We start from the raw sequence: 24,338 nt of genomic DNA, 5'->3' as shown, positions 1-24,338 counted from the left end.
CTTTATTGGTGTCAATCCCGTCTCGCCGATGCGTGATGAGTCTGCGACAGGGATAGAGCCTGCGGTTTGCTTCGATCAGATAATCAATGTCGGAGTGTTTCCGGCGGCTATTCAAGAGCTTTCAAATATCGCTACTCTCTCGACCTTCAAAATTGCCATTGATTATCTATGTCCAAGAATCAAGGGGGCGGGTGGCGCCGGCAGACAGGGCAAACCAGTCAAATTTCGAGACCCGAGAGGTTTCCATGAAAAAGTCCAAACATGAACCCAAGCCTATGATGGCTGCTCGGTTCAAGGCTGAAGCTCGTGAAGTTTTGGCTAAGCGTTCCGGTAAGCGCAGCCGTTTTCTGGATGTTGCGTTGGCCAAAGGTTCTGATTTTGAGCCAGTCGGTCGACTGGCCGGCTGACGGTCTCGAATTCTCAAAAAAGCTGCCGTGATTGGCAGCTTTTTTCGTCTGGTTTTTACAGGCAGTTGCAGAAAGGGGACTTAACGTCCCCTTTTTTCATCCAAAAATCCCGCTACGGCTTAGCCGCCACGCTCCGCACTTCGATGTGGTCGAGCGTGCCTTCCACCATCAATCTCACCCCGTCCGCCATTCTGCTCAGGGCCAGTGCCACCGAGCGGCGGGAGCCATGGAGGTCGTCGGCGAGGTCGCAGGCGATGACGCTGATGGACAGGAGGTCTTCGGAGGCGTTGGCCATGAGGGCTTCGGCGTCGGTGCCGGGGGAGAGGCTGAAGAGGCCGGTTTCGCGTTTGGGGTGTGGTTCGATGGGCGGTTTGAAGTGGTGGTCGAGGGCGCGCTCGGCGGCTTCGTGGAATTTCTTTGATTCCAGGGATTCGTAGGGCGATATGTCTGGGGTTTCGGGGGGATTGGGTGTTGGTTTGATCATGGGTAATTTCCGAGTTATGGAGCCAACACCGTTTCGCTTGCTTCAAAAAGGTGGCAGCTGTGTATAGGTGTGCAAGACCGGACTCGGTAACCGGCAGACCCGAAGGCCTCCCATACACAGCCGCCATAACAATTCGCGAGCATAGGAAAACACTCGGCGAATAGCCATAACTGAATGTATGACGAGTCTGGACTTGCACGTCCGAGTCACCGATTTTGCGGCGACACACAGAGGCTATCGGCGATCTGCCAACCTGCCTAGTTCATGGATATCCCGGCGCTTTGCAGGAAATTTCCCATTGGGTTGCAGGGTTTAAGATCAAAAGATCGCAGGCTTCGCCAGCTCCTACAGGGATGTGTTTCAACAGGTGTAGGAAGGAGACGCGGAGGGTCTCGGGATGCATTCCCACGCGGAGCGGGGGAGCGATCAGTAGGCGAGCGCTGAATCGTGACTTGGTGGTCATCGTGCGGGAAATTGGCTGCATCCTCTTCTAATAGAGTCAGATACTGGCGTTATCGTCCGAATCCCTTACACTGCCCCGGCCGTTCATTTTCCTTTTGAGGCTGTGCGCATGAAATTTCGTTTTCTTCTGTGGATGATGGGTTTGTTGATGGGTAAGGCCAGCCGGACAAATCCTGCGTTCCAGCAGCAGTTGGGTGACAAGGATCTGGTGTTTCAGTTGCAGACGCTGGATGGGAAAGTGGCGCGGCATTTCGTGGTCAAGGATCAGCGCATCACCAGCAAGTCTGGGGTGGTGGCGGAGCCGGCGTTTGCGATTGCGTTCAAAGATGCCGGTTATGGCTTTGCGACGATGCAGGCGAAGAACAAGCAGTTGGCGTTTATGCAGGGGATTCAGGACAAGTCGATCCAGCTCAAGGGCAATCCGGCACTGGTGATGTGGTTTCAGGGGTTGATGAAGTATTTGGTGCCGAGGAAGGCTAAGCCTAAGGTTTGAGCCTTTGGTGACGCGGAGCGTCACGGGATGCATTCCCACGCGGAGCGTGGGAACGATCAGCGGCGGTCTGGTAGACCGAGTTGGATTCTTCGCGAGCAGGCTCGCTCCCACAGGGATTTTGGTGATCCCTGGGGAGCGGGCCTGTTTTGTTTTAGGCCTGGCTGAACTGCGAGGCCAGTTCGCGCAGCAGCACTTCGGCTTCGAGGACTTTGCTGACGACGTCGTTGGCTTTGTCGCGGGTCAGGCCGACGCGTTCGAGCAGGGCGTCGGGGATGTCTTCGTCGGGGCCGGAGCCGATGCCGCGACTGCGCAGCAGGCGTACGGCCAGGCAGACGAGGTTCGGGTATTCGGCGTAGGCGCCGTCGTAGCTTGGGTCGTGCTGGAAGCGCAGGGCGGTGGCCAGCTCATCGGGCATGTCCCAGTAGCGCATCAGCCACGAGCCGATCTGTTCGCGGCTGATACCCAGCAGGTGTTGCTCGATGTAGCTGTGGCACAGGTGCGGGTTGACCTCCAGGTGGCGGCAGATCAGCGAGAAGTGCGGTGGGAACACATGGGCCAGCAGCAGATAACCGAAGTTGTGCAGCAGACCGGCCAAGTACGTCAGGCCGGCTTCCGGGCGCTGGGCGCGCGGCATGGCGCGGGTCAGGCCTTCGATGACGGCGGCGGTGTAGATCGACTGCTGCCAGTACGGCGTGGTGTGTTGCGGGTGGTCTTTCGGCAGGCTCAGGGTCTTGCCGAGGGCCAGGCCGAGCGCGAGGTTGATCACCAGATCGAAACCGAGCACGCGGACGATCGCGTCTTCCACCGAACGAATCTTGCCCGGCGAAGCGTAGTACGGCGACGCCGCCCAGCTCACTACTTGGGCAGCCAGCGCCGGGTCGGTTTCGACCACGCCGGTGATGTCGTCGATGGTGGCGTTGGGGTCGACGCGCAGCTTGATGATTTTTTGCGCGGTTTCAGCCAGCGGCGGAATCTCGATAGTCGCTTCCAGACGCTGCTGAATGCGCCGCGCGGTGAACGCTTGCACGGCCTGGGTGATTTCCTCGCGGTCATCGTCCGGGCGGTCGAGGTTCGGGCGGATGCTGTTCAGGGCTTCGCCGAAGTTGGCGGCGCTGGCCTTGGTCAGCATGGTCTTGAAGTCTTCGCTGGCGATTTCCAGCAGCAGGCCCGGCTCGCCGGAGTTGATCAGCAACTTCGGTTCGCGCAGCAGGCTTTCTTCATACAGGCACGGCGAACTGGTCAGCGCCGGCAGGCCCGGCAGCAGGCTCAGGCTGTGTTTGCCGAGCATCTTTTCCAGGCGTTCGGTCGACACGGCGGTCAGGCGCCGGCCCGTCAGTTCGGCGAGGCGATTGAGGTCGAGCAATTGGCTCTGCGGAAACAGCACCATCAGCGCGCCGACGGCGTCGTCCAGCAACACGGCTTGTACCTTGCGCGAGGCATTGAGGCCGTGGTGGTCGAGCACTTCTTCGTAGGCGATCCCGAGTTTGCCTAGCAGCAGCCGAATGACAGACGGCGCGTGCGGGGATTCGGGGGCGAGAGCGGCTTCGGTCATGATCTGTATCCGTTTTTGAAACAATGGCAGGAGTATAACCAGCTTGGTCGGAACGATCTGTCAGAAACTGCGACGGTGCTCACACTTGGCCGTATTGCTGCCCGTGGCGCAACCAGCGATCGAGTAACGGGCTGACGTGGGTTGGCCAGCGCTCCAGCAGGGCTTGCGCGGCATCACGCACGGCGGGTAACAAGTCGGCGTCGCGCATCAGGTCGGCGACTTTGAATTGCAGCAGGCCGGTCTGGCGGGTGCCGAGCATTTCCCCGGGGCCGCGCAGTTCGAGGTCTTTTTCGGCGATGACGAAACCGTCGTTGGTCTCGCGCATGATGCCCAGGCGCTGGCGACCGATCTGCGACAGCGGCGGATGATAAAGCAGCACGCAATGGCTGGCGGCGCTGCCCCGGCCGACCCGACCACGCAACTGGTGCAGTTGCGCGAGGCCTAGGCGCTCTGGGTTTTCGATGATCATCAGGCTGGCGTTGGGCACGTCGACGCCGACTTCGATCACCGTGGTGGCGACCAGCAGTTGCAGGTTGCCGGCCTTGAATTCGGCCATGACGGCCGCCTTCTCGACGGGCTTCATGCGCCCGTGAATCAGTCCGACTTTCAATTCGCCGAGGGCGAGGGTGAGGTCTTCGAAGGTGGTTTCGGCTGCCTGACAGGTCAGCTCTTCCGACTCTTCAATCAGCGTGCACACCCAATAGGCCTGACGGCCCTCGGCGCAGGCACCGCGCACGCGCTCGATGACTTCGACGCGGCGGGTGTCGGTGACCAGCACGGTGTTGACCGGGGTGCGTCCGGGTGGCAGTTCGTCGAGGATCGAGGTGTCGAGGTCGGCGTAGGCGCTCATCGCCAGCGTCCGTGGAATCGGTGTGGCGGTCATGATCAGTTGATGCGGGCACATGCGCCCGCCGACGCCTTTCTGCCGCAGTGCCAGACGCTGTTGCACGCCGAAGCGGTGTTGTTCGTCGATGATCACCAGCGCCAGATTCTTGAACTGCACTTCGTCCTGGAACAGCGCGTGGGTGCCGACCACCATCGGTGTGCCGCTGGCGATCTGCTCCAGTGCGGCGACGCGGTTTTTGCCCTTGAGCTTGCCGGCCAGCCAGGCGACTTCGATGCCCAGCGGTTCGAGCCAGCGCTTGAAGGTGATGAAGTGCTGCTCGGCGAGGATCTCGGTCGGTGCCATCAGTGCGACCTGATAACCGGCCTCCAGCGCTTGCAGTGCAGCGAGAGCCGCGACCACTGTTTTGCCGGCGCCGACGTCGCCCTGAATCAGCCGCAGCATCGGTTCATGCTGACTGAGGTCGTAGGCGATCTCGTTGCCGACCCGCTGTTGCGCGCCGGTCGGACTGAAACCGAGGTTGGCGAGGTATTTCGGCGGCAGCTTTTTCGCTTTCGGCATGGCCGGCGCGCGCAGCGAACGCATGCTTTCGCGCAGGCGTTGCTGTGAGAGTTGATGGGTCAACAGTTCTTCGAAGGCCAGACGATGCTGCGCCCAGTGATGACCGAGGGCGAGTTCGTCGACGTCGGCATCGGCAGGCGGGTTGTGCAGGTAACGGATCGCGTCGGCCAGCGGCGCCAGTTGATAGTCGCGCGCCAGTTCGGTCGGCAGCCAGTCGGGCAGGGTGTCTGGCTTGAGCATTGTCAGCGTCTGCAGACACAACTGACGCAGACGCGCCTGGGTCAGGCCTTCGGTGAGCGGGTAGACCGGGGTCAGGGTTTCATCGACCGGCGGCGGTTCGTCGCCAGTGATGGCGCGATATTCCGGGTGGTAGATTTCCAGGCCAGACGCGCCGGGCCGGGCTTCGCCGTAGCAGCGCACCCGCGTGCCGCGCTTGAGGCCTTCTTTCTGCGCGTTGCTGAAATGATAGAAGCGCAGGCTCAGACCACCGGTGCCGTCCTGCAAGCGCACGACGAGGCTGCGGCGGCGGCCCATGACCACGTCGGCGCCGCTGACGGTGCCTTCGACCACGGCGTCCTGTCCCGGTCGCAAGTGGCCGATCGGCACCACGCGGGTGCGATCCTGATAGCGCAGCGGCAGGTGGAACAGCACGTCCTGAAGATTCTCCAGACCGACCTTGGCCAATTTCTCGGCCATGGCTTCGCCGACACCCTTGAGTGCCGTCACCGACACTTGCGACAGCTCAGTCATGACGCTCGCTTAACCGGCTGTAACCGGTGCCGCTGGCTTGGCCACCGAACACAGGCGAATGGAGTCGGCGAGGATCTCAATGGCTTTCGGCCGTGGGAAGCTTGCGCGCCAGGCGATGGCCACGGTGCGGAATGGCACCGGCGGCGACAGCGGACGCACTTCGATCACGCCGGGGGCGTAGTGATGGCTGTCGACGGCCGACAACGGCAGGATCGAGATGCCCAGACCGGAGGCGACCATGTGGCGGATGGTTTCCAGCGAGCTGGATTCGACCGTGGTGTGCTTGGCGGCGTCGTGGCCCTTGGTCAGGGTCGGGCAGGCTTCGAGAACCTGGTCGCGGAAGCAGTGGCCTTCGCCGAGCAGCAGCAGGCTCTTGTCGTTGAGCAGGCCGGCGTCGATGGTTTCTTTTTGCGTCCACGGGTGCTGGGCCGGCATCAAGACGTAGAACGGCTCGTCGTAGAGCGGCAGGGTCAGCACGTCAGCTTCGTTGAACGGCAGGGCGATGATGATCGCGTCGAGTTCGCCGTTGCGCAGTTTGTCGCGCAGCACGTGGGTGAAGTTTTCTTCGATGTACAACGGCATCTGCGGGGCGACCCGGTGCAGTTGTGGAATCAGGTGCGGGAACAGGTATGGGCCGACGGTGTAGATCGCGCCGACTTTCAGCGGTGCGGTCAGCTGGTTCTTGCCGGCCTGGGCCAGTTCGCGGATGCCTTGAGCCTGCTCGAGGACTTTCTGCGCCTGGGCGACGATGCCTTCGCCGACCGGGGTCAGGCGCACGGCGCTTTTGCTGCGCTCGAAAATCAGCACACCGAGTTCGTCTTCAAGCTTTTTCACGCCCACCGACAGGGTCGGCTGGCTGACGTGGCAACGTTCGGCGGCGTGGCCGAAATGCTGCTCTTGGGCGAGGGTAACGATGTAGCGTAATTCTGTGAGGGTCATAGCAAGCGTCCATGAAGATGCGGGCCAAGCATACCGGCTGCAATCGATAGACGCACGTTATCAGACTGAGTGTGGAATGCGACCAAGGCAAAAAGCAAAAGATCGCAGCCTGCGGCAGCTCCTACATTGGAATGCGATCCTTTGTAGGCTGCCGAAGGCTGCGATCTTTTGATCTTGCTATTTAACGGCGGCGTTTCTCGAGGGAGTAAACAAACGGCGCAACAATTTCGATCGAGCCATTGGTCAACATGTCGGCCGGTGGCTTGGGCAGCGGTTGGGCGCGGCGGATCATTTCCAGGGTGGCCCGGTCCAGATCGGCGTTGCCGGAGCGGCCCACCAGTTCGAACGACAACACGTTACCTTCGGCATCAACTACGAAACGCAAGCGGTTCAAGCCTTCTTTGCCACGCATCTGTGCACTTTGCGGGTACTTTTTGTACTTCGCCAAATGCGCGAGCAGGGTGCCTTGCCAACTGGCTTTGGCCGCTACCTGTGCCGGCGACGGGCCCGGTGCAGGTTGCGCGGATTTCTCCGAAGGTGCCTGAGCCTGTTGGGTTTCAGCCGGTTTTTCCTCGGAAGGTTTCTCCTTCACCGGTTGCGGCTTCTCGACCGGTTTTGGCGGTTGAGGTTTTGGCTTCGGCTTCGGTTTTGGCTTCGGCACGGCAATTTCTGCCTTGGGTGCTTCGGCCAGTTTCGGAATCGGCAACTCTTCGACCGGAGCCGGCGGCTGCGGCGGGGTGACGACTTTCGGCGGAGCAGGCGGTGGCGGGGCCGGAACCGGTGCCAGCTCGACCATCATTGCCTGCGGTGGCAATTCGATGGGCGGGCGGGCGGTCCAGTTCAGCGCCAGCGCGATGGCCAGCGCGTGAACGCCCAGCACCACGGCCAGGCTACCGCCGTAACGCGTCAGCTTATGGCGCGTCTTGATCATTTCTTGGCTGCCGTCTCAAGTCCGACCAGGCCGACCTTCAGGTAACCGGCGCCGCGCAGCTTGTCCATCACGCTCATCAGGTCGCCGTAATCCACGCCTTTGTCGGCCTGGAAGAAGATCGTGGTGTCTTTCTTGCCGTGAGTCTTGGCGTCGAGGAAGGCGCCGAGGGTTTCTGGCGTCACTTCGTCTTCGCCAATGAACAGGCGTTGATCAGCCTTGACGCTGAGGAACACCGGTTTCTCCGGCCGCGGCGCCGGTTTGGCGGTCGAGGCGGGCAGGTCGACTTTGATATCCACGGTGGCCAACGGAGCAGCCACCATGAAGATGATCAACAGCACCAGCATCACGTCGATGAACGGCGTGACGTTGATTTCGTGGTTCTCGGCCAGATCGTCGTCTGCGCCTTCTTTCAAATGCAGGCCCATGGCCGATTACCCCACTTTGACCATGTGCGGCTGCGAGCTGCGCTCAGGCTGGTGGTCGAGGTCGCGGCTGACCAGCAGCAGGACTTCTGCCGAAGCATCGGAAACCTGCGCCTTGTAACCGGCGATGGAGCGGGCGAACACGTTGTAGATCACCACGGCTGGAATCGCTGCAACCAGACCCAGTGCGGTGGCCAGCAGTGCTTCAGCAATACCTGGCGCGACAACGGCAAGGTTGGTGGTCTGGGTTTTGGCGATGCCGATGAAGGAGTTCATGATGCCCCAAACGGTACCGAACAGACCGACGAACGGCGCGGTGGAACCGATGGTCGCGAGCACGCCGGTGCCGCTGCTCATGTTGCGGCCACAGGCTGCAACCAGGCGCTCGAGACGGAAGCTGACGCGTTCCTTGATGCCTTCTTTCTCGCGGCTGTTGACCGACAGGCGCATCTCTTCGAGCGCGTCATGTACCAGCAGGTTGGCGAGGGTGCCTTCCTTGCCTGCGGTGGCGCTGGCTTCTTTAAGGGTGGTAGCTTTTTTCAGCGCAGCGATTTCACCACGCAGACGACGCTTGGCGCCGATCAGCTCGAAGCCTTTGGCGATCCAGATGGTCCAGGTGATGATCGACGCGATGGCCAGACCGATCATCACGATCTTCACGATGATGTCGGCGTTCTGGTACATGCCCCATGGCGACAGGTCGTGGGCCATGCCCAGGCTGTTGTCGGCTTCGAGGACTTCAGGCACATCGGCAGCGTCGACGGCTTGCACCGGATCGGTGGCGGCAGGCGCGTCAGCAGCAGGCGCGTGCTGTTCGGTCGCGGCCGGTGCGGCTGGCGCCTGAGCGTCGGCAAAAGCGGCAGTCGGTGCCAGCATCAGGCTGAGCAACAGAGCCGCCACCGCGCTCCAGGCGCGAGGTCGTTTGGTTGGCGAAGCGGGGAATTGATTACGTGTCATGCTGGCCGGACCTGAGATAGAAAAACGTTTAGTGCTCTTCCAGGCCTCGTGAGGCCGAGAACAAAAGTGGCCTGCATTATTGCAAGTAATTCTTGTTAACAAAAGTAATAGAGTATCTTTTTTTCCTGCATTGCTAGCCGCTCGTCCTTTGTCGGCGCTAGTCTATGCCTTTGCGATGGGAGTTTTTTGATGTCCGCGCCTTCTGTTTTGATTGCCGGTTGTGGTGATGTCGGCAGTCGTCTGGCCACGCAATTGCTGGCGGCCGGCTGGGAAGTTCATGGCCTGCGCCGGGACATTTCCAAGCTGCCTGACGGTGTCATCGGCGTTGCCGGCGACCTGTTCAACGAAGACTGCCCGGCGACCTGGCCGGTGGGGGCGGTGGATTACCTGGTGTATTGCGCAGCAGCGACTGATCACGATGAAGCCGGTTACCGCGCGGCTTATGTGCAGGGTCTGCAGAATGTGCTGAGCTGGCTGGATGACTACGGGCAAACACCTGAACGGCTGATCTTCGTTTCCAGCAGCAGTGTGTACGGGCAGCAGGGTGGTGAGTGGGTTGACGAGACATCGGCAACGGTTGCCGCCGGTTATTCCGGGCGGCTGATGCTCGAAGCGGAGCAAGTTGCCCTCAATAGCGGGATCCCGGCGAGCATCCTGCGCCTGACCGGTATTTACGGCCCGGGCCGCGAATGGCTGCTGACTCAGGTGCGTCGCGGTTATCGCGTGGAAGTTGATCCGCCGCTCTATGGCAACCGGATTCATGCCAATGACGCGGCCGGGCTGTTGGCGTTTCTGTTGGAGAAGGATCGGCAGGGGGTGAGGCTGGAGCCGTTCTATATCGGTGTCGACGATGCGCCGGCGCCGTTGGCCGAAGTGGTGGGCTGGTTGCGTGGGTATCTGGGCGTTACCGAATGGGCCGATGACGCCAGTGTGCGGCGCACGGGCAGCAAGCGTTGCAGCAATGCCCGGGCGAAGGCGTTGGGTTGGACGCCGAAGTACCCAACCTATCGCGAAGGCTACGCCGCGATTCTTGAAGGTCGTTAAAAGCAAAAGATCGCAGCCTCCGGCAGCTCCTACAGGAAACGCATGCCACTGTAGGAGCTGCCGAAGGCTGCGATCTTTTCAGCGGTTTACTGTTTTTCCAGCAACCACTTGCGCTCACCCGGCGTGTACTGCGGCATTTCATCCGCCAGTGCGGTGTTCACTGCCTGGAAAATCTCCAGTTCCTTGCCCTTGCGCGCAAAGATGTAGGCGTTGCCCTGACCGTTGAACTGCAACCACATGTTGTCGTTGGTGCTGCTCATCGACGCGCAATCGCCCGCCAGGCACAGGGCATAACGATCCGCCCCCGGCAAACCGCTGACCTGGCCATCCGCCTGGAACTGCACGGTGCTGCCTTCGCCCTGACCACTGGCGATTGTCCAGCTACCGCCCAGGTAGGCCGAATACAGCGCACGTTCGAAACTGGCACCGATCGGCGCGCCTTCCGGTACCGGGATTTGCGCACGGTCAAACAACTGTTCCGGTTCGTTCTCGCTGGCGGCTTGCTGCAGTTGCCCGCCGTCGCGTTTCAGCTCGCTGGCGGAGCTGCCATAGAAGTCGACTTTCCAGGCGCCGGATTTTTCACCCAGCAGCCGTCCTTCGACGTTCTCAAAACCGTTGGTGTAGCGAGCCTGACTGGCTTTGGTGTTGACGTCCCATTCCAGATTCGGGCCGTAGGCCTGAAGCGCTTCGCGCAGGGGGCCGCCCTTGGCAGCGGCATCGATCGCCACCTGATTGATCCAGGTGCCGCTGATGTCACGGTCGGCAGGGTTGCTGGCGCAGCCGCCGAGGAAAATGGCGAGCAGCGAGAGAGCTAGCGCTTTGCGCATGGTGGAATCCTTTCAAAACCTTTTCTTGCAGAGCAGTCGGCGCGGCGTTGAGGGCCGCGCCGTGCGCATCACTCGATGACCAGGATGGCATCCATTTCAACTTGCGAACCCTTTGGCAGGGCAGCAACGCCGATGGCGGCGCGAGCCGGGTACGGCTGGTCGAAGTATTTGCCCATGATCTCGTTGACCTTGGCGAAGTGGCTCAGGTCGGTGAGGAAGATGTTCAGTTTGACGATGTCCTTGAACGAACCACCGGCAGCTTCGGCCACGGCTTTGAGGTTCTCGAACACCTGGACGGTCTGGGCTTCGAAGCCTTCAACCAGTTCCATGGTTTTTGGGTCCAGAGGAATCTGACCCGACATGTAAACGGTATTGCCAGCCTTGATCGCCTGGGAGTAAGTACCGATGGCGGCCGGGGCCTTGTCGCTGGTGATAACAGTCTTGGTCATGTATGACTCCTTGTAATGGTTGAGTTATGCACGCATGCGGGTGATGCGAATCACCCCGGTCAAGGCGCGCAGTTTCTTGATCACGCGGGCCAGGTGCACACGGTCGTGGACGCTGACCACCAACTGGACCACGCTGATGCGACCATCGCGTTCGTCCATGCTGATTTTCTCGATATTGCCGTCGGCCGCGTTGACGCTGCTGGCCAGCAACGCGATCAGGCCGCGTTGGTGTTCCAGCTCGACACGCAGTTCGACGTTGAATTCGCCGGTGACATCCTTGGCCCACGAGAGCTGGATGCATTTTTCCGGGTTGTGCCGGATTTCGCTGATGTTGCGGCAGTTGTCCAGGTGTACGACCATGCCTTTGCCCGCCGACAGGTGCCCGACAATCGGGTCGCCCGGGATCGGCGTGCAGCACTTGGCGTAGCTGAGGACCAGGCCTTCGGTACCACGAATCGCCAGCGGGCCTTCCGGGCTTGGCAACTGTTCGCCTTCGCCGAGCAGGCGGCGGGCGACCACGTAGGCCATGCGGTTGCCGAGGCCGATGTCTTCGAGCAGGTCTTCGATCAGTTCGAGGCGGTACTCGGTAAGCATCGCCTTGACGCGTTCGGCCGGGATCTTCTCCAGCGAACTGTCGAAACCATTGAGCACCTTGTTCAGCAGGCGTTCGCCGAGGCTGATGGATTCGGAGCGGCGTTGCAGTTTCAGCGCATGGCGGATGTGCGTGCGTGCCTTGCCGGTCACCACGAAATTCAGCCACGCCGGATTCGGTCGGGCGCCGGGGGCGCTGACGATCTCGACCGTGGAGCCGCTTTGCAGCGGTTCGGACAGCGGCGCGAGACGACGGTTGATCCGGCAGGCGATGCAGCTGTTGCCGACGTCGGTGTGTACCGCGTAGGCGAAGTCGACCGCCGTGGAGCCTTTCGGCAGCTCCATGATCCGGCCTTTTGGCGTGAACACGTAGACCTCGTCCGGGAACAGGTCGATCTTCACGCTCTCGATGAATTCCAGCGAGTTGCCGGCACGTTGCTGCATTTCCAGCACGCCTTTGACCCACTGGCGGGCGCGGGCGTGAGTGCCTTTCGGCTGTTCGTCACCGCTGGATTTGTACAGCCAATGGGCGGCGATGCCGTTGTTGGCCATCTCTTCCATTTCGCGGGTACGGATCTGGATCTCGATCGGTACACCGTGCATGCCGAACAGCGTGGTGTGCAGCGACTGATAGCCGTTGGCCTTGGGGATCGCGATGTAATCCTTGAAACGCCCCGGCAACGGTTTGTACAAATTGTGTACAGCACCTAGCACGCGGTAGCAGGTATCGACCTTATCGACGATGATCCGGAACGCATAGACGTCCATGATCTCGTTGAAGGCCCGACGCTTGCCGCGCATTTTCTTATAGATGCCGTAGAGGTGTTTCTGGCGACCGCTGACTTCACCCTGGATGCCGTCGATGGCGAGGCAATGGCCGAGGGACTCTTCGATCTTGTTGACGATTTCCTTGCGGTTGCCCCGGGCGCGCTTGACCGCCTGGTAGATCCGCGCGGAACGCATCGGGTGCATGGCCTTGAAGCCGAGGTCTTCGAATTCGATGCGGATCGCATGCATGCCCAGCCGGTTGGCGATGGGCGCGTAGATTTCGAGGGTTTCCTTGGCGATGCGCCGGCGTTTTTCGCCGGACAGCACTTCCAGCGTGCGCATGTTGTGCAGGCGGTCGGCGAGCTTGACCAGGATCACGCGAATGTCGCGTGCCATGGCCATGGCCATTTTCTGGAAGTTTTCCGCCTGGGCTTCGGCCTTGGTCTCGAAATTCATCTGGGTCAGTTTGCTGACCCCATCGACCAGTTCGGCCACGGTTTCACCGAACTGCGCTTGCAGCGCTTCTTTGGCGATACCGGTGTCTTCGATCACGTCATGCAGCATCGCAGCCATCAGGCTCTGATGGTCCATGTGCATGTCGGCGAGAATATTGGCCACGGCAAGGGGGTGCGTGACGTACGCCTCGCCGCTGCGACGGCGTTGACCGTCATGGGCTTGTTCGGCGTAGAAATACGCTCGGCGGACCAGGTTGACCTGGTCGTTGCCGAGGTAGGTCGATAAGCGATCGGCGAGGGCGTCTATGCTCGGCATGATGATTCCTGCCGTAGGTTGTGACCCCGTGCCGTGCTACGTCGACCAGGCATAGGCTTAGACGGCCTCGTTGGACTCGTCCTCGAACGCTGCGAACAACGGTTCATCCTGGACGATTTCCTGCTCGGCGATGAACTCGTAGCTCATCAGGCCTTCAGCGATTTCACGCAGCGCTACAACGGTAGGCTTGTCGTTTTCCCACTGAACCAGTGGCTCTTTGCCGCCGGTGGCCAGTTGACGGGCACGTTTGGTAGAGAGCATGACCAGCTCAAAACGGTTTTCCACGTGGTTCAGGCAGTCTTCAACGGTTACGCGGGCCATGGTATTCCTCGGAGCGAATGCAATATGCGCGCTGCCCGGTTGGGCGAGCGGACTCAACAGTTTAAAAAATCACCAGCGATTAGGGAAGCGCTGATTTTTTAACCAAGCCCTTCAACGCGCTGCAAGTGCCAATGTAAAGCGCTTGCAGGCATTTTGGGAAGTGCTGATTAACCGAGCAATTCCGCCAGCAATTTGCCGTGAAGCTGTTGCTGACGCTTCTGAATGAGCTGATTGGCGCGGAAAATCGCCTTCAAATCGTCCAGCGCGTGGGCGAAATCGTCGTTGATGATCAGGTAGTCATAGTCGACGTAGTGGCTCATCTCGCTGACCGCTTCACGCATCCGGCCGTCGATGATCTCGTCGCTGTCCTGGCCTCGGTTGGTCAGGCGCGAGTGCAACGCTTGCAACGACGGCGGCAGAATGAAGATCGAGCGCGCCTGCGGCATCAGCTTGCGCACTTGCTCGGCGCCTTGCCAGTCGATTTCCAGAATCAGGTCGTGGCCGGCGTCGAGGGTTTGCTGCAGGTGGCTTTGCGAGGTGCCATAGAGGTTGCCGAAGACTTCGGCGCGCTCAAGGAAATCGCCGTGTTCGCCCATCTTCACAAACGCTTCGCGGGAAACGAAGTGATAGTTCACGCCATCCACTTCGCCCGGACGCATGGCGCGGGTGGTGTGCGAAACCGAAACGCGGATTTCCGCATTGGCGTCGGTCAAAGCCTTGACCAGGCTGCTCTTGCCCGCGCCCGAGGGGGCGGAAATGATGTACAGGGTGCCGGTGCTGTGGGTCATGTCGGGATTGCCTTACTCAATATTCTGCACTTGTTCGCGCATCTGCTCGATCAACACCTTGAGGTTGACGGCGGCTTGGGTGCTACGCGGATCGAAGGCCTTGGAGCCCAGTGTGTTGGCTTCGCGGTTGAGCTCCTGCATCAGGAAGTCCAGGCGACGCCCGGCCGCTCCGCCGGACTTGAGCACCCGGCGAACTTCGATGATGTGGGTGCTCAACCGATCCAGTTCTTCGGCCACGTCGCTCTTTTGCGCGAGCATGACCATTTCCTGTTCCAGGCGCTGCGGATCCATCTCCGCCTTCATGTCGGCAAAGCGGTCGAGGACTTTCTGGCGTTGGGTGGCGAGCATCTGTGGCACTAGCTCGCGCAGGGTCACGACGTCTTCTTCAATCGAAGTCAGACGCTCGTTGATCAACCGCGCCAGCTCCGCGCCTTCGCGCTCGCGGCCGGCTTTCAGCTCTTTCAGGCCTTGATTGAACAGCGCCAGCGCATCGGCGTTCAGCGCCTGTGGATCGCTCGCATCGGCGACCAGTACGCCGGGCCAGGCCAACACTTCCAGCGGGTTCAAGGCGGCCGGGTTCTTGATCAGGCCGGCGACGGTCTCGGCGGCGGCCACCAGTTGCGCGGCGCGCTCGCGATCGACTTGCAACGGCTTGCCGGTGCTTTCTTCAGTGAAACGCAACGTGCATTCCAGTTTGCCGCGCGACAGGCCTTGGCGCAGTGCTTCACGCACGGCGCTTTCGAGATCGCGAAACGACTCCGGCAGGCGCAGGTGCGGTTCCAGATAGCGGCTGTTGACCGAGCGCAATTCCCAGCTCAGGGTGCCCTGGGCGCCGGCTTTCTCGACGCGGGCGAAGGCGGTCATGCTGTGCACCATGGCGGTAACCTCGCAATGCAGATCGGCGCGAAACGAGGGTTCCGCGAGCGCGATATCAATGAATTCATGCCGACTGGCAGCAAAGGCGCAGGATTGTAGCGCAGTGCGGCGAATGCGCCCAAACACACGGTGTGACAAAGGGCTGCAGCCCGTCGGTAATGCGCGTTTCACCGGCCTCGGTGAGCCACCGAAATTTTTAACAAGTGCCCAGTTGCGGTGCGCCGCTCTATAATGCTCGGCAGTTTTCCGTCCCCAGTACAGGTATTCCCTATGAAACGTCCAAGTGGTCGCGCTGCCGATCAGCTCCGCTCGATCCGCATTACCCGCAACTACACCAAACACGCCGAGGGATCTGTACTGGTCGAATTCGGTGATACCAAGGTCATCTGCACCGTCAGCGTCGAAAACGGCGTGCCGCGTTTCCTTAAAGGCCAGGGCCAGGGTTGGTTGACTGCTGAATACGGCATGCTGCCGCGCGCCACCGGCGAGCGAAACCAGCGTGAAGCCAGCCGTGGCAAGCAGGGTGGTCGTACCCTGGAAATCCAGCGTTTGATCGGCCGTTCCCTGCGCGCTGCGCTGGACATGTCGAAACTGGGCGACGTCACTCTGTACGTCGACTGCGACGTGATCCAGGCTGACGGCGGCACCCGCACCGCGTCCATTACCGGCGCCATGGTTGCTCTGGTTGACGCATTGAAAGTGATCAAGAAGCGCGGTGGCCTGAAAGGTGGCGACCCGCTCAAGCAAATGATCGCTGCGGTGTCGGTCGGCATGTATCAGGGCGAACCCGTGCTGGATCTGGACTATCTTGAAGATTCCGCTGCCGAGACTGACCTCAACGTCGTCATGACCAGCACCGGTGGTTTCATCGAAGTGCAGGGCACCGCCGAAGGTGCACCGTTCCAGCCTGAAGACCTCAACGCCATGCTGGAACTGGCCAAGAAAGGCATGAACGAAATCTTCGAACTGCAAAAATCCGCATTGGCTGACTGAACCGATTCATAACCGCAAGGAGTCCGCGATGAGTGATGAGCAAGAGCTGCTGCCCAAGCCGAGCCAGGAGGTTCGCCAGTGGGCGATGTTTTGTCACTTGTCCGCCTTGCTGGGGATCTGGATTCCGTTCGGCACGTTGATCGGGCCGCTGATCCTCTGGCAGATGAAACGCGAGACGGATCCGTTCATCGATGCGCAGGGTAAAGAAGCTTTGAATTTTCAGATCACCGTGGCGATTGCTTCGGCGATTTGTTTCCTGCTGATGGTGCTGATTATTGGCTTCTTCCTGTTTGGCCTGTTGGCCATCGGCGCGCTGATTTTGACCATTATTGCTGGTGTGAAGGCTAACGAAGGGTTTCCGTATCGTTATCCGTTTACCTGGCGGCTGATCAAATAAATAATTTGATCGCAGTTTGCAATGATTTAAAAAATGCCCTGACATGTCAGGGCATTTTTATTTTTGCAACTAACTTGGCCGACTTTCGTGTGTAGGAAATTTCTGATGGCGATGGTCGGTATTTTGAGTTCCGTATAAATTCCGCAGTTACATATCTAGTCACAACTGCAGGCGCCGGTGCTAGCCAAGGGCCTTGGCAATGGGCTTTGGCGGTTGTTAAAGTTGCCCGGCGTAATATTGCTCCTGAAATATTTCGATATGTTCAAGCCATCGAAGGCTCTTGAATTTCTTAGTAATCAGTGTTGAGACAATCAGCCGGTTCATGAGGCGTGCCCAGGTAAAAAGTTCGCCTCTGAATAAATAGCCAAGAATTATCCAAATGATTCAGCTCGATTTTTACGGAACGCTAGTGGCCGCCTCCTTGGTACTTCTGCTGGGGCGCGGACTAGTTACACGTGTTGGTTTCATGCGTAGTTACAATATTCCTGAACCTGTAGCGGGTGGCCTGCTGGTTGCCTTGATCCTATTGCTGCTACGAGCATTCGATATGGAAGTGCGCTTCGATACCTCCCTGCAAACGCCGTTGATGCTGGCCTTTTTCGCCACCATCGGTCTGAGTGCGGATTTCGCCAGCCTGAAGAAAGGCGGGCGCATCGTCGGAATATTCCTGCTGGCAGTCACCGGGTTGCTGGTGGTGCAGAACGCGATGGGTATCGGCTTGGCCACCCTGCTCGGACTCGACCCATTGATGGGCCTGCTGACAGGCTCGATCACCCTGGCGGGCGGTCACGGCACCGGTGCGGCATGGGGGACGGTGTTCAGTGAGAAGTACGGTTTGGCTTCCGCCTCCGAGCTGGCGATGGCCTCTGCGACGTTCGGTCTGGTGCTGGGCGGGTTGATCGGTGGGCCGGTTGCTCGTTTACTGATCAAACGCGTGACAGTGCCCGGCTGCAATCACCAGGAAGCGCCGCGCCTGCCAAAGGGTTTCGAGCAGCCGAACAAAGAGCGCTCGATCACGCCATTTTCGTTTATCGAAACGTTGGCACTGATCGCTGTCAGCCTGTTGGCTGGCAATCTGTTGAATGGTCTGCTGCACGGCACCGCGTTCGAGCTGCCGACGTTCGTCTGTGTGCTGTTCGTCGGCGTGGTGCTGCGCAACGGTCTGTCGGCGCTTGGCCTGTATCAGGTGTTCGAGCGTGAAGTTTCGGTGCTGGGCAATGTCAGTCTGTCGCTGTTTCTGGCGATTGCCCTGATGTCGCTGAAGTTGTGGGATCTGGCGGCACTGGCCTTGCCGATCTTCATCATTCTGGCGGTGCAGGCGCTGGTCATGGCGCTCTTCGCGATCTTCGTGACGTTCAGGGTGATGGGTCGCAACTACGATGCCGCTGTTCTGGCTGCCGGGCATTGCGGGTTCGGTCTCGGCGCCACACCGACCGCTATTGCCAACATGCAGGCAGTGACGCAGCGCTACGGCCCTTCGCAGATTGCCTTTCTGGTGGTGCCAATGGTGGGCGCGTTCTTCATCGACATTATCAATGTCATTGTGATCAAGCTGTATCTGGCCCTGCCATTCTTCGCGGCAGTCTGAGTTCGGATCCGGCTCGAACTGACGCGCAAAAAAATGCCCGCATCTTGCGATACGGGCATTTTTTCATCTGCGAATCGACGCTTAGATGGTCAGCGTCCAGTCGTAGTCGACGATCAGCGGCGCATGCTGCGAAAACCGTGGCTGACGCGGCAGGCGTGCGCTGCGCACGGAGCGCCGCAAGCCCGGGGTCAGGATCTGGTAGTCGAAGCGCCAGCCCAGATTGAGCATCTCGGCCTGCTCGTTGTCCGGCCACCAGCTGTACTGGTCGCCTTCACGGCTGACTTCGCGCAAGGCATCGACGTAGCCCATGTTGCCGACAATCTCGTCCATCCAGGCGCGTTCTGGCGCCAGGAAGCCCGGTGATTGCTGGCTGTCGCGCCAGTTTTTGATGTCGAGCTTCTGCTGCGCAACATACAGCGAGCCACAATAAATGTACTCGCGACGTTTGCGTCGCTGTTTGTCCAGGTATTTGCCGAAGTCGTCCATGAGCTTGAACTTCTGGTTCAAGTCCTCATCGCCGTTCATCCCCGAAGGAAACAGCAAGGTGGCAATACTGACTTTGTCGAAATCTGCTTGCAGGTAGCGCCCGTAGCGGTCGGCCGTCTCGAAACCGAGACCGCTGATGACAGCCTTCGGTTGCAACCGCGAATACAAAGCCACGCCACCTTGGGCAGGGACTTCAGCATCGCAGGCATAAAGGAAGTAGCCATCCAGTTGGAAGGCTGGGTCATCCAGTTCAAAGGCGGAGGCACGGGTGTCCTGCAGGCAGATGACGTCGGCATTCTGTGCTTGCAGCCAACTGAGCAAACCACGCTCGACTGCAGCCTGAATACCATTGACGTTCACACTGATGATCCGCATAAATGGCCCCAAAAATCGCGTGCGTGTATGATACACGGCGTCAAGCTAATTAGCTAAATCCGTGGTATTTGGGGTTTTTTTCATGCAAGCGTATCAGCGCGATTTCATTCGTTTTGCCATCGATCGCGGCGTTTTGCGCTTCGGTGAGTTCACCCTGAAGTCCGGGCGCACCAGTCCTTACTTCTTCAACGCCGGCCTGTTCAACTCGGGTTCGGCCCTGGCGCAGCTGGGGCGTTTCTACGCGGCAGCCATCGTCGAAAGCGGTATTCCCTTCGACGTACTGTTCGGCCCGGCCTACAAAGGCATCCCACTGGCGGCAACCACTGCCGTCGCGCTGGCCGAGCATCACGACCGTGACCTGCCATGGTGCTTCAACCGCAAGGAAGCCAAGGCCCACGGCGAAGGCGGCAGCCTGGTTGGCGCGCCGCTGACCGGCGACGTACTGATCATCGATGACGTGATTACGGCTGGCACGGCAATCCGCGAAGTGATGCAGATCATCGCTTCCCAGGACGGCGCCAAGGCTGCCGGCGTGCTGATCGCCCTGAATCGTCAGGAGCGTGGCAACGGAGAGTTGTCGGCGATCCAGGAAGTCGAGCGTGACTTTGGTATCCCGGTGATCAGCATTGTTTCGCTGAATCAGGTGCTCGAGTTCCTCGCCGACGATCCCCAGCTCAAGCAACACCTGCCAGCCGTCGAAGCATACCGCGCCCAGTTCGGCGTGTAATAACGCTGGTCTGTCGCACTTCCCCTGTAGGAGCTGCCGAAGGCTGCGATCTTTTGATCCGGTTTTTAAAAGCCAACGTCAAAAGATCGCAGCCTGCGGCAGCTCCTACAGAGAGTTGGCGGCAGAATTCGGAATTGCAGGCAAAAAAAGACCCCGCTCAGTCAGGCTGAGCGGGGTCTTTTTGCTTGCGTCAGCGTTTACGGACGCTTGCGATTGCTGATCAGCGTGCCCACACCGGTGTCGGTGAAGATTTCCAGCAGGATCGCGTTCGGCACGCGACCGTCGATGATCAGCGAGCTACCCACGCCGCCCTGAACCGCTTCCAGCGCGCAACGGATCTTCGGCAACATGCCGCCGTAGATGGTGCCGTCGGCGATCAGATCGTCGACCTGCTGCGTGCTCAGGCCGGTCAACACGGTGCCCGACTTGTCCATCAGGCCGGCGATGTTGGTCAGCAGCATCAGCTTCTCGGCTTTCAGTGCCTCGGCGACTTTACCGGCGACCAGATCGGCGTTGATGTTGTACGACTCGCCGTTTTCACCGACACCGATCGGCGCAATCACCGGAATGAAATTGCCTTTGACCAGCAGGTTCAGCAGTTCGGTGTTGATCCCGACCACTTCGCCCACCTGACCGATGTCGATGATTTCCGGTTGAGTCATCTCCGGCGTCTGGCGGGTCACAGTGAGCTTCTTCGCACGAATCAGCCCGGCATCTTTACCGGTCAGGCCGATGGCGCTGCCGCCGTGGCGGTTGATCAGGTTGACGATGCTTTTGTTGACCTGACCGCCCAAGACCATTTCGACCACGTCCATGGTCGCCGCGTCGGTGACGCGCATGCCATCGACGAAGTGGCTTTCGATCGACAGGCGTTTGAGCAGATCACCGATCTGCGGACCGCCACCGTGCACGACCACCGGGTTGATGCCCACGGCTTTCATCAAGACGATGTCGCGGGCGAAGCCGGTTTTCAGCTCCTCGCTTTCCATCGCGTTGCCGCCGTATTTGATCACCAGGGTCTTGCCGACATAACGTCGGATGTAAGGCAACGCTTCGGACAAGACCTGGGCGGTATGGGCGGCGGCTTCGCGTTCGAGGGTCATTCAGGGCTCCGGGTGGATCAGAACGGTAATTGGAGATCAGGTGCAACGCGTTTCAGTTGGGCGTGGAACACATCCTTGATGCGCTGCAATTCAGCCTCGTCATCGGCCTCGAAGCGCAGCACCAGCACCGGTGTGGTGTTGGACGCGCGCACCAGGCCCCAGCCTTTGGCGTAATCGACTCGCACGCCGTCGATGGTGGTCAGGTCAGCGCCTGCGCCCCACTGTGCGTCGTGCAGTGCATCAATGATGCTGAATTTGCTCTCTTCGGTCACATGGATATTGATTTCCGGCGTAGAAATATCGTTCGGGAAGGTCGCAAACAGCTCTTCCGCGGTGGATTTTTCCTTGCTGAGGATCTCCAGCAGCCGTGCGGCGCTGTAGATACCGTCGTCGAAACCGAACCAACGCTCCTTGAAGAAAATGTGCCCGCTCATTTCGCCGGCCAATAGCGCGCCGGATTGTTTCATTTTCTTTTTGATCAACGAATGACCGGTCTTCCACATTAGCGGGCGACCACCGTATTCCTTGATCAACGGCACCAGACGACGGGTGCATTTGACGTCGAAAATGATCTCGGCGTCCGGGTTGCGCGCGACCACGTCACGGGCGAAGAGCATCAGCAGGCGATCCGGGTAGACGATGCTGCCGGTGTTGGTCACCACGCCGACACGGTCGCCGTCGCCGTCGAAAGCCAAACCGATGTCGGCGTTGGTTTCCTTGACCTTGGCGATCAGGTCGACGAGGTTTTCAGGCTTGCCCGGATCCGGGTGATGGTTGGGGAAGTTGCCGTCGACTTCGCAGAACAGCGGGATGACTTCGCAGTTCAGCGCTTCGATCAGTTGCGGGGCGATCACGCCGGCCGCGCCGTTGCCGCAGTCGACCACGACCTTCATGCGCCGAGCCAGTTTGATGTCCTGGACGATTTCGGTGTTGTAGCGGTCGAGGATCTCGACCTGGGTGACACTGCCCGCGCCGCTGCTCAAGTTGTTGGTCTTGAGGCGCTCGTGCAGGGCCTGGATCTGTTCGTTGGCGAGGGTGTCGCCGGCGATGACGATCTTGAAGCCGTTGTAGTTCGACGGGTTGTGGCTGCCGGTGAGCATCACCCCGGACTTGCCGGCCAGTACGTTGGCGGCGTAGTACAGCGCCGGCGTTGGCACCAGGCCAACATCGCTGACATGGCAGCCGCTCTCGGCGATACCGCGAATCAGCTCGGCAACCAGCTCCGGGCCGGACAGGCGACCGTCGCGACCGACGGAAACATTGGGTTCACCTTGGGCCAGGCTCTGCGAACCGATGGCGCGGCCAATCCAGTAAGCGGTTTCGGCATTGAGGAATTCCGGCACGGTGCCGCGAATGTCATAGGCGCGGAAAATGCTGTCGGGCAGCTTCGGGGCGATCTTGGCTGGGGTGCTCATCTGCACAAATGCTCCATCTCGAAAGTGGCGGGACAGACCGACGAATCATTCGACGGCAGGCTCAAACTGAAGGGTATGACGGCGTTTTCCACAGAGAGTTCGTGGTGTGAAAGGGCCATGACGCCTCGCCTGGCGCGGCTTTCGACCGGCAAAACCTTGATTTACGGCGGTAAATCTTTCAACTGATCTGCCTGAAATTTTCACCTGTAGGAGCTGCCGCAGGCTGCGATCTTTTGATTTTGTTTTTTCAGAATCAAGATCAAAAGATCGCAGCCTGCGGCAGCTCCTACATGGATTATTTGGTGCCGGTGTGACCGAAGCCGCCAGTGCCGCGTTCGGTTTCGACGAACTCTTCAACCATTTCAAAGTGTGCCTGTACCACCGGTACCAGCACCAGTTGCGCCAGGCGTTCGCCGACGGTCATGGTGAAGTCGTTCTGGCCACGGTTCCAGCACGACACCATCAGCGGGCCCTGGTAATCGGAGTCGATCAAACCGACGAGGTTACCCAGCACGATGCCGTGTTTATGGCCCATGCCCGAGCGCGGCAGGATCAGCGCGGCGAGGTTCGGGTCGCCGATGTAAACCGACAGGCCGGTGGGAATCAGCACGGTTTCACCCGGCTTGATCACGATGTCCTGCTCCAGCATCGCGCGCAGGTCGAGGCCGGCGGAGCCTGGCGTGGCGTATTGCGGCAGCGGGAAATCGGTGCCGATGCGTGGGTCGAGGATCTTGGCTTGCAAAGCGTGCATGTAAATTAAACCTGGTTCAGACGTTCGGCGATAAAAGTGACCAGTTGGCGAGCGATCTTGCTCTTGCTGGTCTGGGCGAAAACCGTGGCATGCAGCGCACGGTCAATCACGCTGCAGGCGTTTTCTTCGCTGTTGAAACCGATGCTCGGGTTGGCGACGTCATTGGCGACGATCAAATCGAGATTCTTGTCCTTCAGCTTGCGTGCAGCGTAGTCGAGCAGATGTTCGGTCTCGGCGGCAAAGCCGACACTGAACGGACGGTCGGGACGGGTCGCGATGGTGGCCAGGATGTCCGGGTTACGCACCATTTGCAGGACGAAGCCGTCGCCGCTCGTAGGATCTTTCTTGAGTTTTTGCGGGGCAACCACTTCCGGGCGGTAGTCCGCCACGGCTGCCGAGGCGATGAACACGTCGCACGGGATCGCCGATTCACAGGCCGCGAGCATGTCGCGGGCACTGACCACATCAATGCGCGTGACGCGATCCGGGGTCGGCAGGTGCACCGGGCCGCTGATCAGCGTGACGCGGGCGCCGGCTTCCACCGCGGCTTCGGCGAGGGCAAAGCCCATTTTGCCGGAGCTGTGGTTGGTGATGTAACGCACCGGGTCGATGTTTTCCTGGGTGGGGCCGGCAGTAATCACCACGTGTTTGCCGGTCAGTGCCTGACGCTGAAAGCAGTCTGCCGCGCATTGTGCGAGGTCGGTGGCTTCCATCATCCGGCCCATGCCGACGTCGCCACAGGCCTGGCTGCCCGAGGCCGGGCCGAAGGTCTTCAGTCCACGGCTTTCGAGGAGTTGCAGGTTGGCCTGGGTGGCCGGATCGCGCCACATCGCCTGATTCATTGCCGGCGCGACCGCCACGACGGCATCGGTGGCCAGCACCAGCGTGGTCAGCAAATCGTTGGCAATGCCTTGGGCCAGACGCGCGATCAGGTCGGCGGTGGCCGGGGCGATCAGCACCAGATCGGCCCATTTCGCCAGCTCGATGTGGCCCATCGCGGCTTCCGCGGCCGGGTCGAGCAAGTCGAGGTGCACCGGGTGGCCGGACAGCGCCTGCATGGTCAGCGGGGTGATGAACTCAGCGCCGCCGTGGGTCATGACCACGCGCACTTCAGCGCCCTGGTCGATCAGGCGACGAACCAGATCAGCGCTCTTGTAGGCCGCGATGCCGCCGCCGACGCCCAGAACGATGCGTTTCCGATACAGCCGCTGCATAGGTCTGCCTTTCATTTCGTGGGTGACATACGTGGCGAAACCCCCTCCCCAG

24 protein-coding genes and 1 pseudogene are annotated in these 24,338 nt (G+C 60.1%); 7 read left to right on the top strand and 18 right to left on the bottom strand.

Annotated elements, in window-relative coordinates:
* Nucleotides 1-245: 245 nt before the first annotated feature.
* Nucleotides 246-407 (top strand): hypothetical protein, encoded by a 162-nt coding sequence (locus C2E19_RS28935; RefSeq protein ID WP_164979398.1) that lies wholly within the window; start codon nt 246-248, stop codon nt 405-407.
* Nucleotides 408-519: 112 nt separating this feature from the next.
* Here C2E19_RS28935 and C2E19_RS00260 read toward each other — a convergent pair whose 3' ends face one another.
* The gene (locus C2E19_RS00260; RefSeq protein ID WP_129386568.1) at nt 520-891 is read right to left on the bottom strand and encodes a DUF6124 family protein; all 372 of its coding nucleotides are present in this window, start codon (nt 889-891) and stop codon (nt 520-522) included.
* A 571-nt stretch (nt 892-1,462) separates the two neighbouring features.
* Between C2E19_RS00260 and C2E19_RS00255 the strand changes: the two genes are divergently transcribed.
* Entirely contained in the window at nt 1,463-1,846 is a 384-nt protein-coding gene (locus C2E19_RS00255) for a helicase (protein ID WP_129386565.1), read from the top strand.
* A gap of 151 nt (nt 1,847-1,997) precedes the next feature.
* Here the strand turns inward: C2E19_RS00255 and C2E19_RS00250 are convergent, their stop codons facing one another.
* The 6 genes from C2E19_RS00250 to exbB all read right to left on the bottom strand — a co-directional run bounded on the left by C2E19_RS00250 (nt 1,998) and on the right by exbB (nt 8,802).
* Nucleotides 1,998-3,398: an aminoacyl-tRNA deacylase and HDOD domain-containing protein gene (locus tag C2E19_RS00250; RefSeq protein WP_129386562.1), complete on the bottom strand. Its 1,401-nt coding sequence runs from the start codon at nt 3,396-3,398 to the stop codon at nt 1,998-2,000.
* Nucleotides 3,399-3,477: 79 nt separating this feature from the next.
* On the bottom strand, nt 3,478-5,553 hold the full coding sequence (gene recG / locus C2E19_RS00245) for an ATP-dependent DNA helicase RecG (RefSeq protein WP_129386559.1): 2,076 nt from the start codon (nt 5,551-5,553) through the stop codon (nt 3,478-3,480).
* Between the two features lie 9 nt (nt 5,554-5,562).
* A complete protein-coding gene (locus tag C2E19_RS00240; protein WP_129386556.1) occupies nt 5,563-6,492 on the bottom strand; it encodes a hydrogen peroxide-inducible genes activator in 930 nt (309 codons plus the stop codon).
* 181 nt (nt 6,493-6,673) lie between these two features.
* Nucleotides 6,674-7,423: an energy transducer TonB gene (locus C2E19_RS00235; RefSeq protein ID WP_129386553.1), complete on the bottom strand. Its 750-nt coding sequence runs from the start codon at nt 7,421-7,423 to the stop codon at nt 6,674-6,676.
* Nucleotides 7,420-7,848 carry a TonB system transport protein ExbD gene (gene exbD, locus C2E19_RS00230; protein WP_129386550.1) on the bottom strand — a complete coding sequence of 143 codons (429 nt, stop codon included), beginning with the start codon at nt 7,846-7,848 and terminating at the stop codon, nt 7,420-7,422. Before exbD ends, C2E19_RS00235 begins: the two co-directional genes overlap by 4 nt.
* Before the next feature lie 6 nt (nt 7,849-7,854).
* Nucleotides 7,855-8,802 (bottom strand): tonB-system energizer ExbB, encoded by a 948-nt coding sequence (gene exbB, locus C2E19_RS00225; protein WP_129386547.1) that lies wholly within the window; start codon nt 8,800-8,802, stop codon nt 7,855-7,857.
* 189 nt (nt 8,803-8,991) lie between these two features.
* Between exbB and C2E19_RS00220 the strand changes: the two genes are divergently transcribed.
* Nucleotides 8,992-9,846: an SDR family oxidoreductase gene (locus C2E19_RS00220; protein WP_129386544.1), complete on the top strand. Its 855-nt coding sequence runs from the start codon at nt 8,992-8,994 to the stop codon at nt 9,844-9,846.
* 86 nt (nt 9,847-9,932) lie between these two features.
* Here the strand turns inward: C2E19_RS00220 and C2E19_RS00215 are convergent, their stop codons facing one another.
* The 6 genes from C2E19_RS00215 to C2E19_RS00190 all read right to left on the bottom strand — a co-directional run bounded on the left by C2E19_RS00215 (nt 9,933) and on the right by C2E19_RS00190 (nt 15,237).
* Nucleotides 9,933-10,673: a hypothetical protein gene (locus C2E19_RS00215; RefSeq protein ID WP_129386541.1), complete on the bottom strand. Its 741-nt coding sequence runs from the start codon at nt 10,671-10,673 to the stop codon at nt 9,933-9,935.
* Between the two features lie 68 nt (nt 10,674-10,741).
* Nucleotides 10,742-11,122, bottom strand: a complete 381-nt coding sequence (locus C2E19_RS00210; protein ID WP_003229509.1) for a RidA family protein — start codon at nt 11,120-11,122, stop codon at nt 10,742-10,744.
* A 24-nt stretch (nt 11,123-11,146) separates the two neighbouring features.
* Nucleotides 11,147-13,252, bottom strand: a complete 2,106-nt coding sequence (gene spoT / locus C2E19_RS00205) for a bifunctional GTP diphosphokinase/guanosine-3',5'-bis pyrophosphate 3'-pyrophosphohydrolase (RefSeq protein WP_007920338.1) — start codon at nt 13,250-13,252, stop codon at nt 11,147-11,149.
* Nucleotides 13,253-13,309: 57 nt separating this feature from the next.
* Nucleotides 13,310-13,573 (bottom strand): DNA-directed RNA polymerase subunit omega, encoded by a 264-nt coding sequence (gene rpoZ, locus C2E19_RS00200; protein ID WP_016985812.1) that lies wholly within the window; start codon nt 13,571-13,573, stop codon nt 13,310-13,312.
* Nucleotides 13,574-13,740: 167 nt separating this feature from the next.
* Nucleotides 13,741-14,361 carry a guanylate kinase gene (gene gmk / locus C2E19_RS00195; protein WP_129386538.1) on the bottom strand — a complete coding sequence of 207 codons (621 nt, stop codon included), beginning with the start codon at nt 14,359-14,361 and terminating at the stop codon, nt 13,741-13,743.
* A gap of 12 nt (nt 14,362-14,373) precedes the next feature.
* Entirely contained in the window at nt 14,374-15,237 is an 864-nt protein-coding gene (locus C2E19_RS00190; protein ID WP_129386534.1) for a YicC/YloC family endoribonuclease, read from the bottom strand.
* A gap of 270 nt (nt 15,238-15,507) precedes the next feature.
* On the opposite strand from C2E19_RS00190, the gene rph reads away from it, so the two are divergent.
* The 3 genes from rph (at nt 15,508) to gltS (ending at nt 18,215) form a co-directional block, all read left to right on the top strand.
* The gene (gene rph / locus C2E19_RS00185; RefSeq protein ID WP_129386531.1) at nt 15,508-16,230 is read left to right on the top strand and encodes a ribonuclease PH; all 723 of its coding nucleotides are present in this window, start codon (nt 15,508-15,510) and stop codon (nt 16,228-16,230) included.
* A gap of 28 nt (nt 16,231-16,258) precedes the next feature.
* Nucleotides 16,259-16,627 carry a DUF4870 domain-containing protein gene (locus tag C2E19_RS00180; RefSeq protein ID WP_129386528.1) on the top strand — a complete coding sequence of 123 codons (369 nt, stop codon included), beginning with the start codon at nt 16,259-16,261 and terminating at the stop codon, nt 16,625-16,627.
* A gap of 379 nt (nt 16,628-17,006) precedes the next feature.
* The gene (gltS, locus tag C2E19_RS00175) at nt 17,007-18,215 is read left to right on the top strand and encodes a sodium/glutamate symporter (protein ID WP_129386525.1); all 1,209 of its coding nucleotides are present in this window, start codon (nt 17,007-17,009) and stop codon (nt 18,213-18,215) included.
* A gap of 81 nt (nt 18,216-18,296) precedes the next feature.
* Here gltS and C2E19_RS00170 read toward each other — a convergent pair whose 3' ends face one another.
* Complete coding sequence (locus C2E19_RS00170; protein ID WP_016772543.1) at nt 18,297-19,076, bottom strand: exodeoxyribonuclease III; 780 nt, start codon at nt 19,074-19,076, stop codon at nt 18,297-18,299.
* An 82-nt stretch (nt 19,077-19,158) separates the two neighbouring features.
* Between C2E19_RS00170 and pyrE the strand changes: the two genes are divergently transcribed.
* Nucleotides 19,159-19,803 (top strand): orotate phosphoribosyltransferase, encoded by a 645-nt coding sequence (pyrE, locus tag C2E19_RS00165; protein ID WP_008038033.1) that lies wholly within the window; start codon nt 19,159-19,161, stop codon nt 19,801-19,803.
* Nucleotides 19,804-20,000: 197 nt separating this feature from the next.
* On the opposite strand, the gene argB is transcribed toward pyrE, so the two are convergent.
* The 4 genes and pseudogenes from argB to coaBC all read right to left on the bottom strand — a co-directional run bounded on the left by argB (nt 20,001) and on the right by coaBC (nt 24,286).
* Entirely contained in the window at nt 20,001-20,906 is a 906-nt protein-coding gene (gene argB / locus C2E19_RS00160; protein ID WP_003229488.1) for an acetylglutamate kinase, read from the bottom strand.
* 17 nt (nt 20,907-20,923) lie between these two features.
* Nucleotides 20,924-22,300 (bottom strand): annotated as a pseudogene (locus C2E19_RS00155) (phosphomannomutase/phosphoglucomutase); the annotation flags it as partial.
* A 316-nt stretch (nt 22,301-22,616) separates the two neighbouring features.
* A complete protein-coding gene (gene dut / locus C2E19_RS00150; RefSeq protein ID WP_129386519.1) occupies nt 22,617-23,072 on the bottom strand; it encodes a dUTP diphosphatase in 456 nt (151 codons plus the stop codon).
* Nucleotides 23,073-23,077: 5 nt separating this feature from the next.
* Nucleotides 23,078-24,286: a bifunctional phosphopantothenoylcysteine decarboxylase/phosphopantothenate--cysteine ligase CoaBC gene (coaBC, locus tag C2E19_RS00145; RefSeq protein WP_007920365.1), complete on the bottom strand. Its 1,209-nt coding sequence runs from the start codon at nt 24,284-24,286 to the stop codon at nt 23,078-23,080.
* Nucleotides 24,287-24,338: the final 52 nt, after the last annotated feature.

Source organism: Pseudomonas sp. DTU12.3 (genome assembly GCF_004124275.1).
GTDB lineage: Bacteria > Pseudomonadota > Gammaproteobacteria > Pseudomonadales > Pseudomonadaceae > Aquipseudomonas > Aquipseudomonas helmanticensis.
Note: the sequence above shows the minus strand (reverse complement) of the source record. Positions and strands in the feature narration are given on the sequence as shown.

Excerpts from the sequence above, each read along its gene's own strand:
- argB (WP_003229488.1), bottom strand. The coding sequence starts at position 20,906 with ATGACCCTCGAACGCGAAGCCGCCGCCCATACCGCCCAGGTCTTGTCC.
- gltS (WP_129386525.1), top strand. The coding sequence starts at position 17,007 with ATGATTCAGCTCGATTTTTACGGAACGCTAGTGGCCGCCTCCTTGGTA.
- C2E19_RS00240 (WP_129386556.1), bottom strand. The coding sequence starts at position 6,492 with ATGACCCTCACAGAATTACGCTACATCGTTACCCTCGCCCAAGAGCAG.
- C2E19_RS00215 (WP_129386541.1), bottom strand. The coding sequence starts at position 10,673 with ATGCGCAAAGCGCTAGCTCTCTCGCTGCTCGCCATTTTCCTCGGCGGC.
- C2E19_RS00220 (WP_129386544.1), top strand. The coding sequence starts at position 8,992 with ATGTCCGCGCCTTCTGTTTTGATTGCCGGTTGTGGTGATGTCGGCAGT.
- C2E19_RS00235 (WP_129386553.1), bottom strand. The coding sequence starts at position 7,423 with ATGATCAAGACGCGCCATAAGCTGACGCGTTACGGCGGTAGCCTGGCC.
- C2E19_RS00190 (WP_129386534.1), bottom strand. The coding sequence starts at position 15,237 with ATGGTGCACAGCATGACCGCCTTCGCCCGCGTCGAGAAAGCCGGCGCC.
- dut (WP_129386519.1), bottom strand. The coding sequence starts at position 23,072 with ATGCACGCTTTGCAAGCCAAGATCCTCGACCCACGCATCGGCACCGAT.
- exbD (WP_129386550.1), bottom strand. The coding sequence starts at position 7,848 with ATGGGCCTGCATTTGAAAGAAGGCGCAGACGACGATCTGGCCGAGAAC.
- C2E19_RS00250 (WP_129386562.1), bottom strand. The coding sequence starts at position 3,398 with ATGACCGAAGCCGCTCTCGCCCCCGAATCCCCGCACGCGCCGTCTGTC.
- C2E19_RS28935 (WP_164979398.1), top strand. The coding sequence starts at position 246 with ATGAAAAAGTCCAAACATGAACCCAAGCCTATGATGGCTGCTCGGTTC.
- C2E19_RS00180 (WP_129386528.1), top strand. The coding sequence starts at position 16,259 with ATGAGTGATGAGCAAGAGCTGCTGCCCAAGCCGAGCCAGGAGGTTCGC.
- C2E19_RS00210 (WP_003229509.1), bottom strand. The coding sequence starts at position 11,122 with ATGACCAAGACTGTTATCACCAGCGACAAGGCCCCGGCCGCCATCGGT.
- pyrE (WP_008038033.1), top strand. The coding sequence starts at position 19,159 with ATGCAAGCGTATCAGCGCGATTTCATTCGTTTTGCCATCGATCGCGGC.
- C2E19_RS00260 (WP_129386568.1), bottom strand. The coding sequence starts at position 891 with ATGATCAAACCAACACCCAATCCCCCCGAAACCCCAGACATATCGCCC.
- rph (WP_129386531.1), top strand. The coding sequence starts at position 15,508 with ATGAAACGTCCAAGTGGTCGCGCTGCCGATCAGCTCCGCTCGATCCGC.
- gmk (WP_129386538.1), bottom strand. The coding sequence starts at position 14,361 with ATGACCCACAGCACCGGCACCCTGTACATCATTTCCGCCCCCTCGGGC.
- C2E19_RS00170 (WP_016772543.1), bottom strand. The coding sequence starts at position 19,076 with ATGCGGATCATCAGTGTGAACGTCAATGGTATTCAGGCTGCAGTCGAG.
- coaBC (WP_007920365.1), bottom strand. The coding sequence starts at position 24,286 with ATGCAGCGGCTGTATCGGAAACGCATCGTTCTGGGCGTCGGCGGCGGC.
- spoT (WP_007920338.1), bottom strand. The coding sequence starts at position 13,252 with ATGCCGAGCATAGACGCCCTCGCCGATCGCTTATCGACCTACCTCGGC.
- exbB (WP_129386547.1), bottom strand. The coding sequence starts at position 8,802 with ATGACACGTAATCAATTCCCCGCTTCGCCAACCAAACGACCTCGCGCC.
- rpoZ (WP_016985812.1), bottom strand. The coding sequence starts at position 13,573 with ATGGCCCGCGTAACCGTTGAAGACTGCCTGAACCACGTGGAAAACCGT.
- recG (WP_129386559.1), bottom strand. The coding sequence starts at position 5,553 with ATGACTGAGCTGTCGCAAGTGTCGGTGACGGCACTCAAGGGTGTCGGC.
- C2E19_RS00255 (WP_129386565.1), top strand. The coding sequence starts at position 1,463 with ATGAAATTTCGTTTTCTTCTGTGGATGATGGGTTTGTTGATGGGTAAG.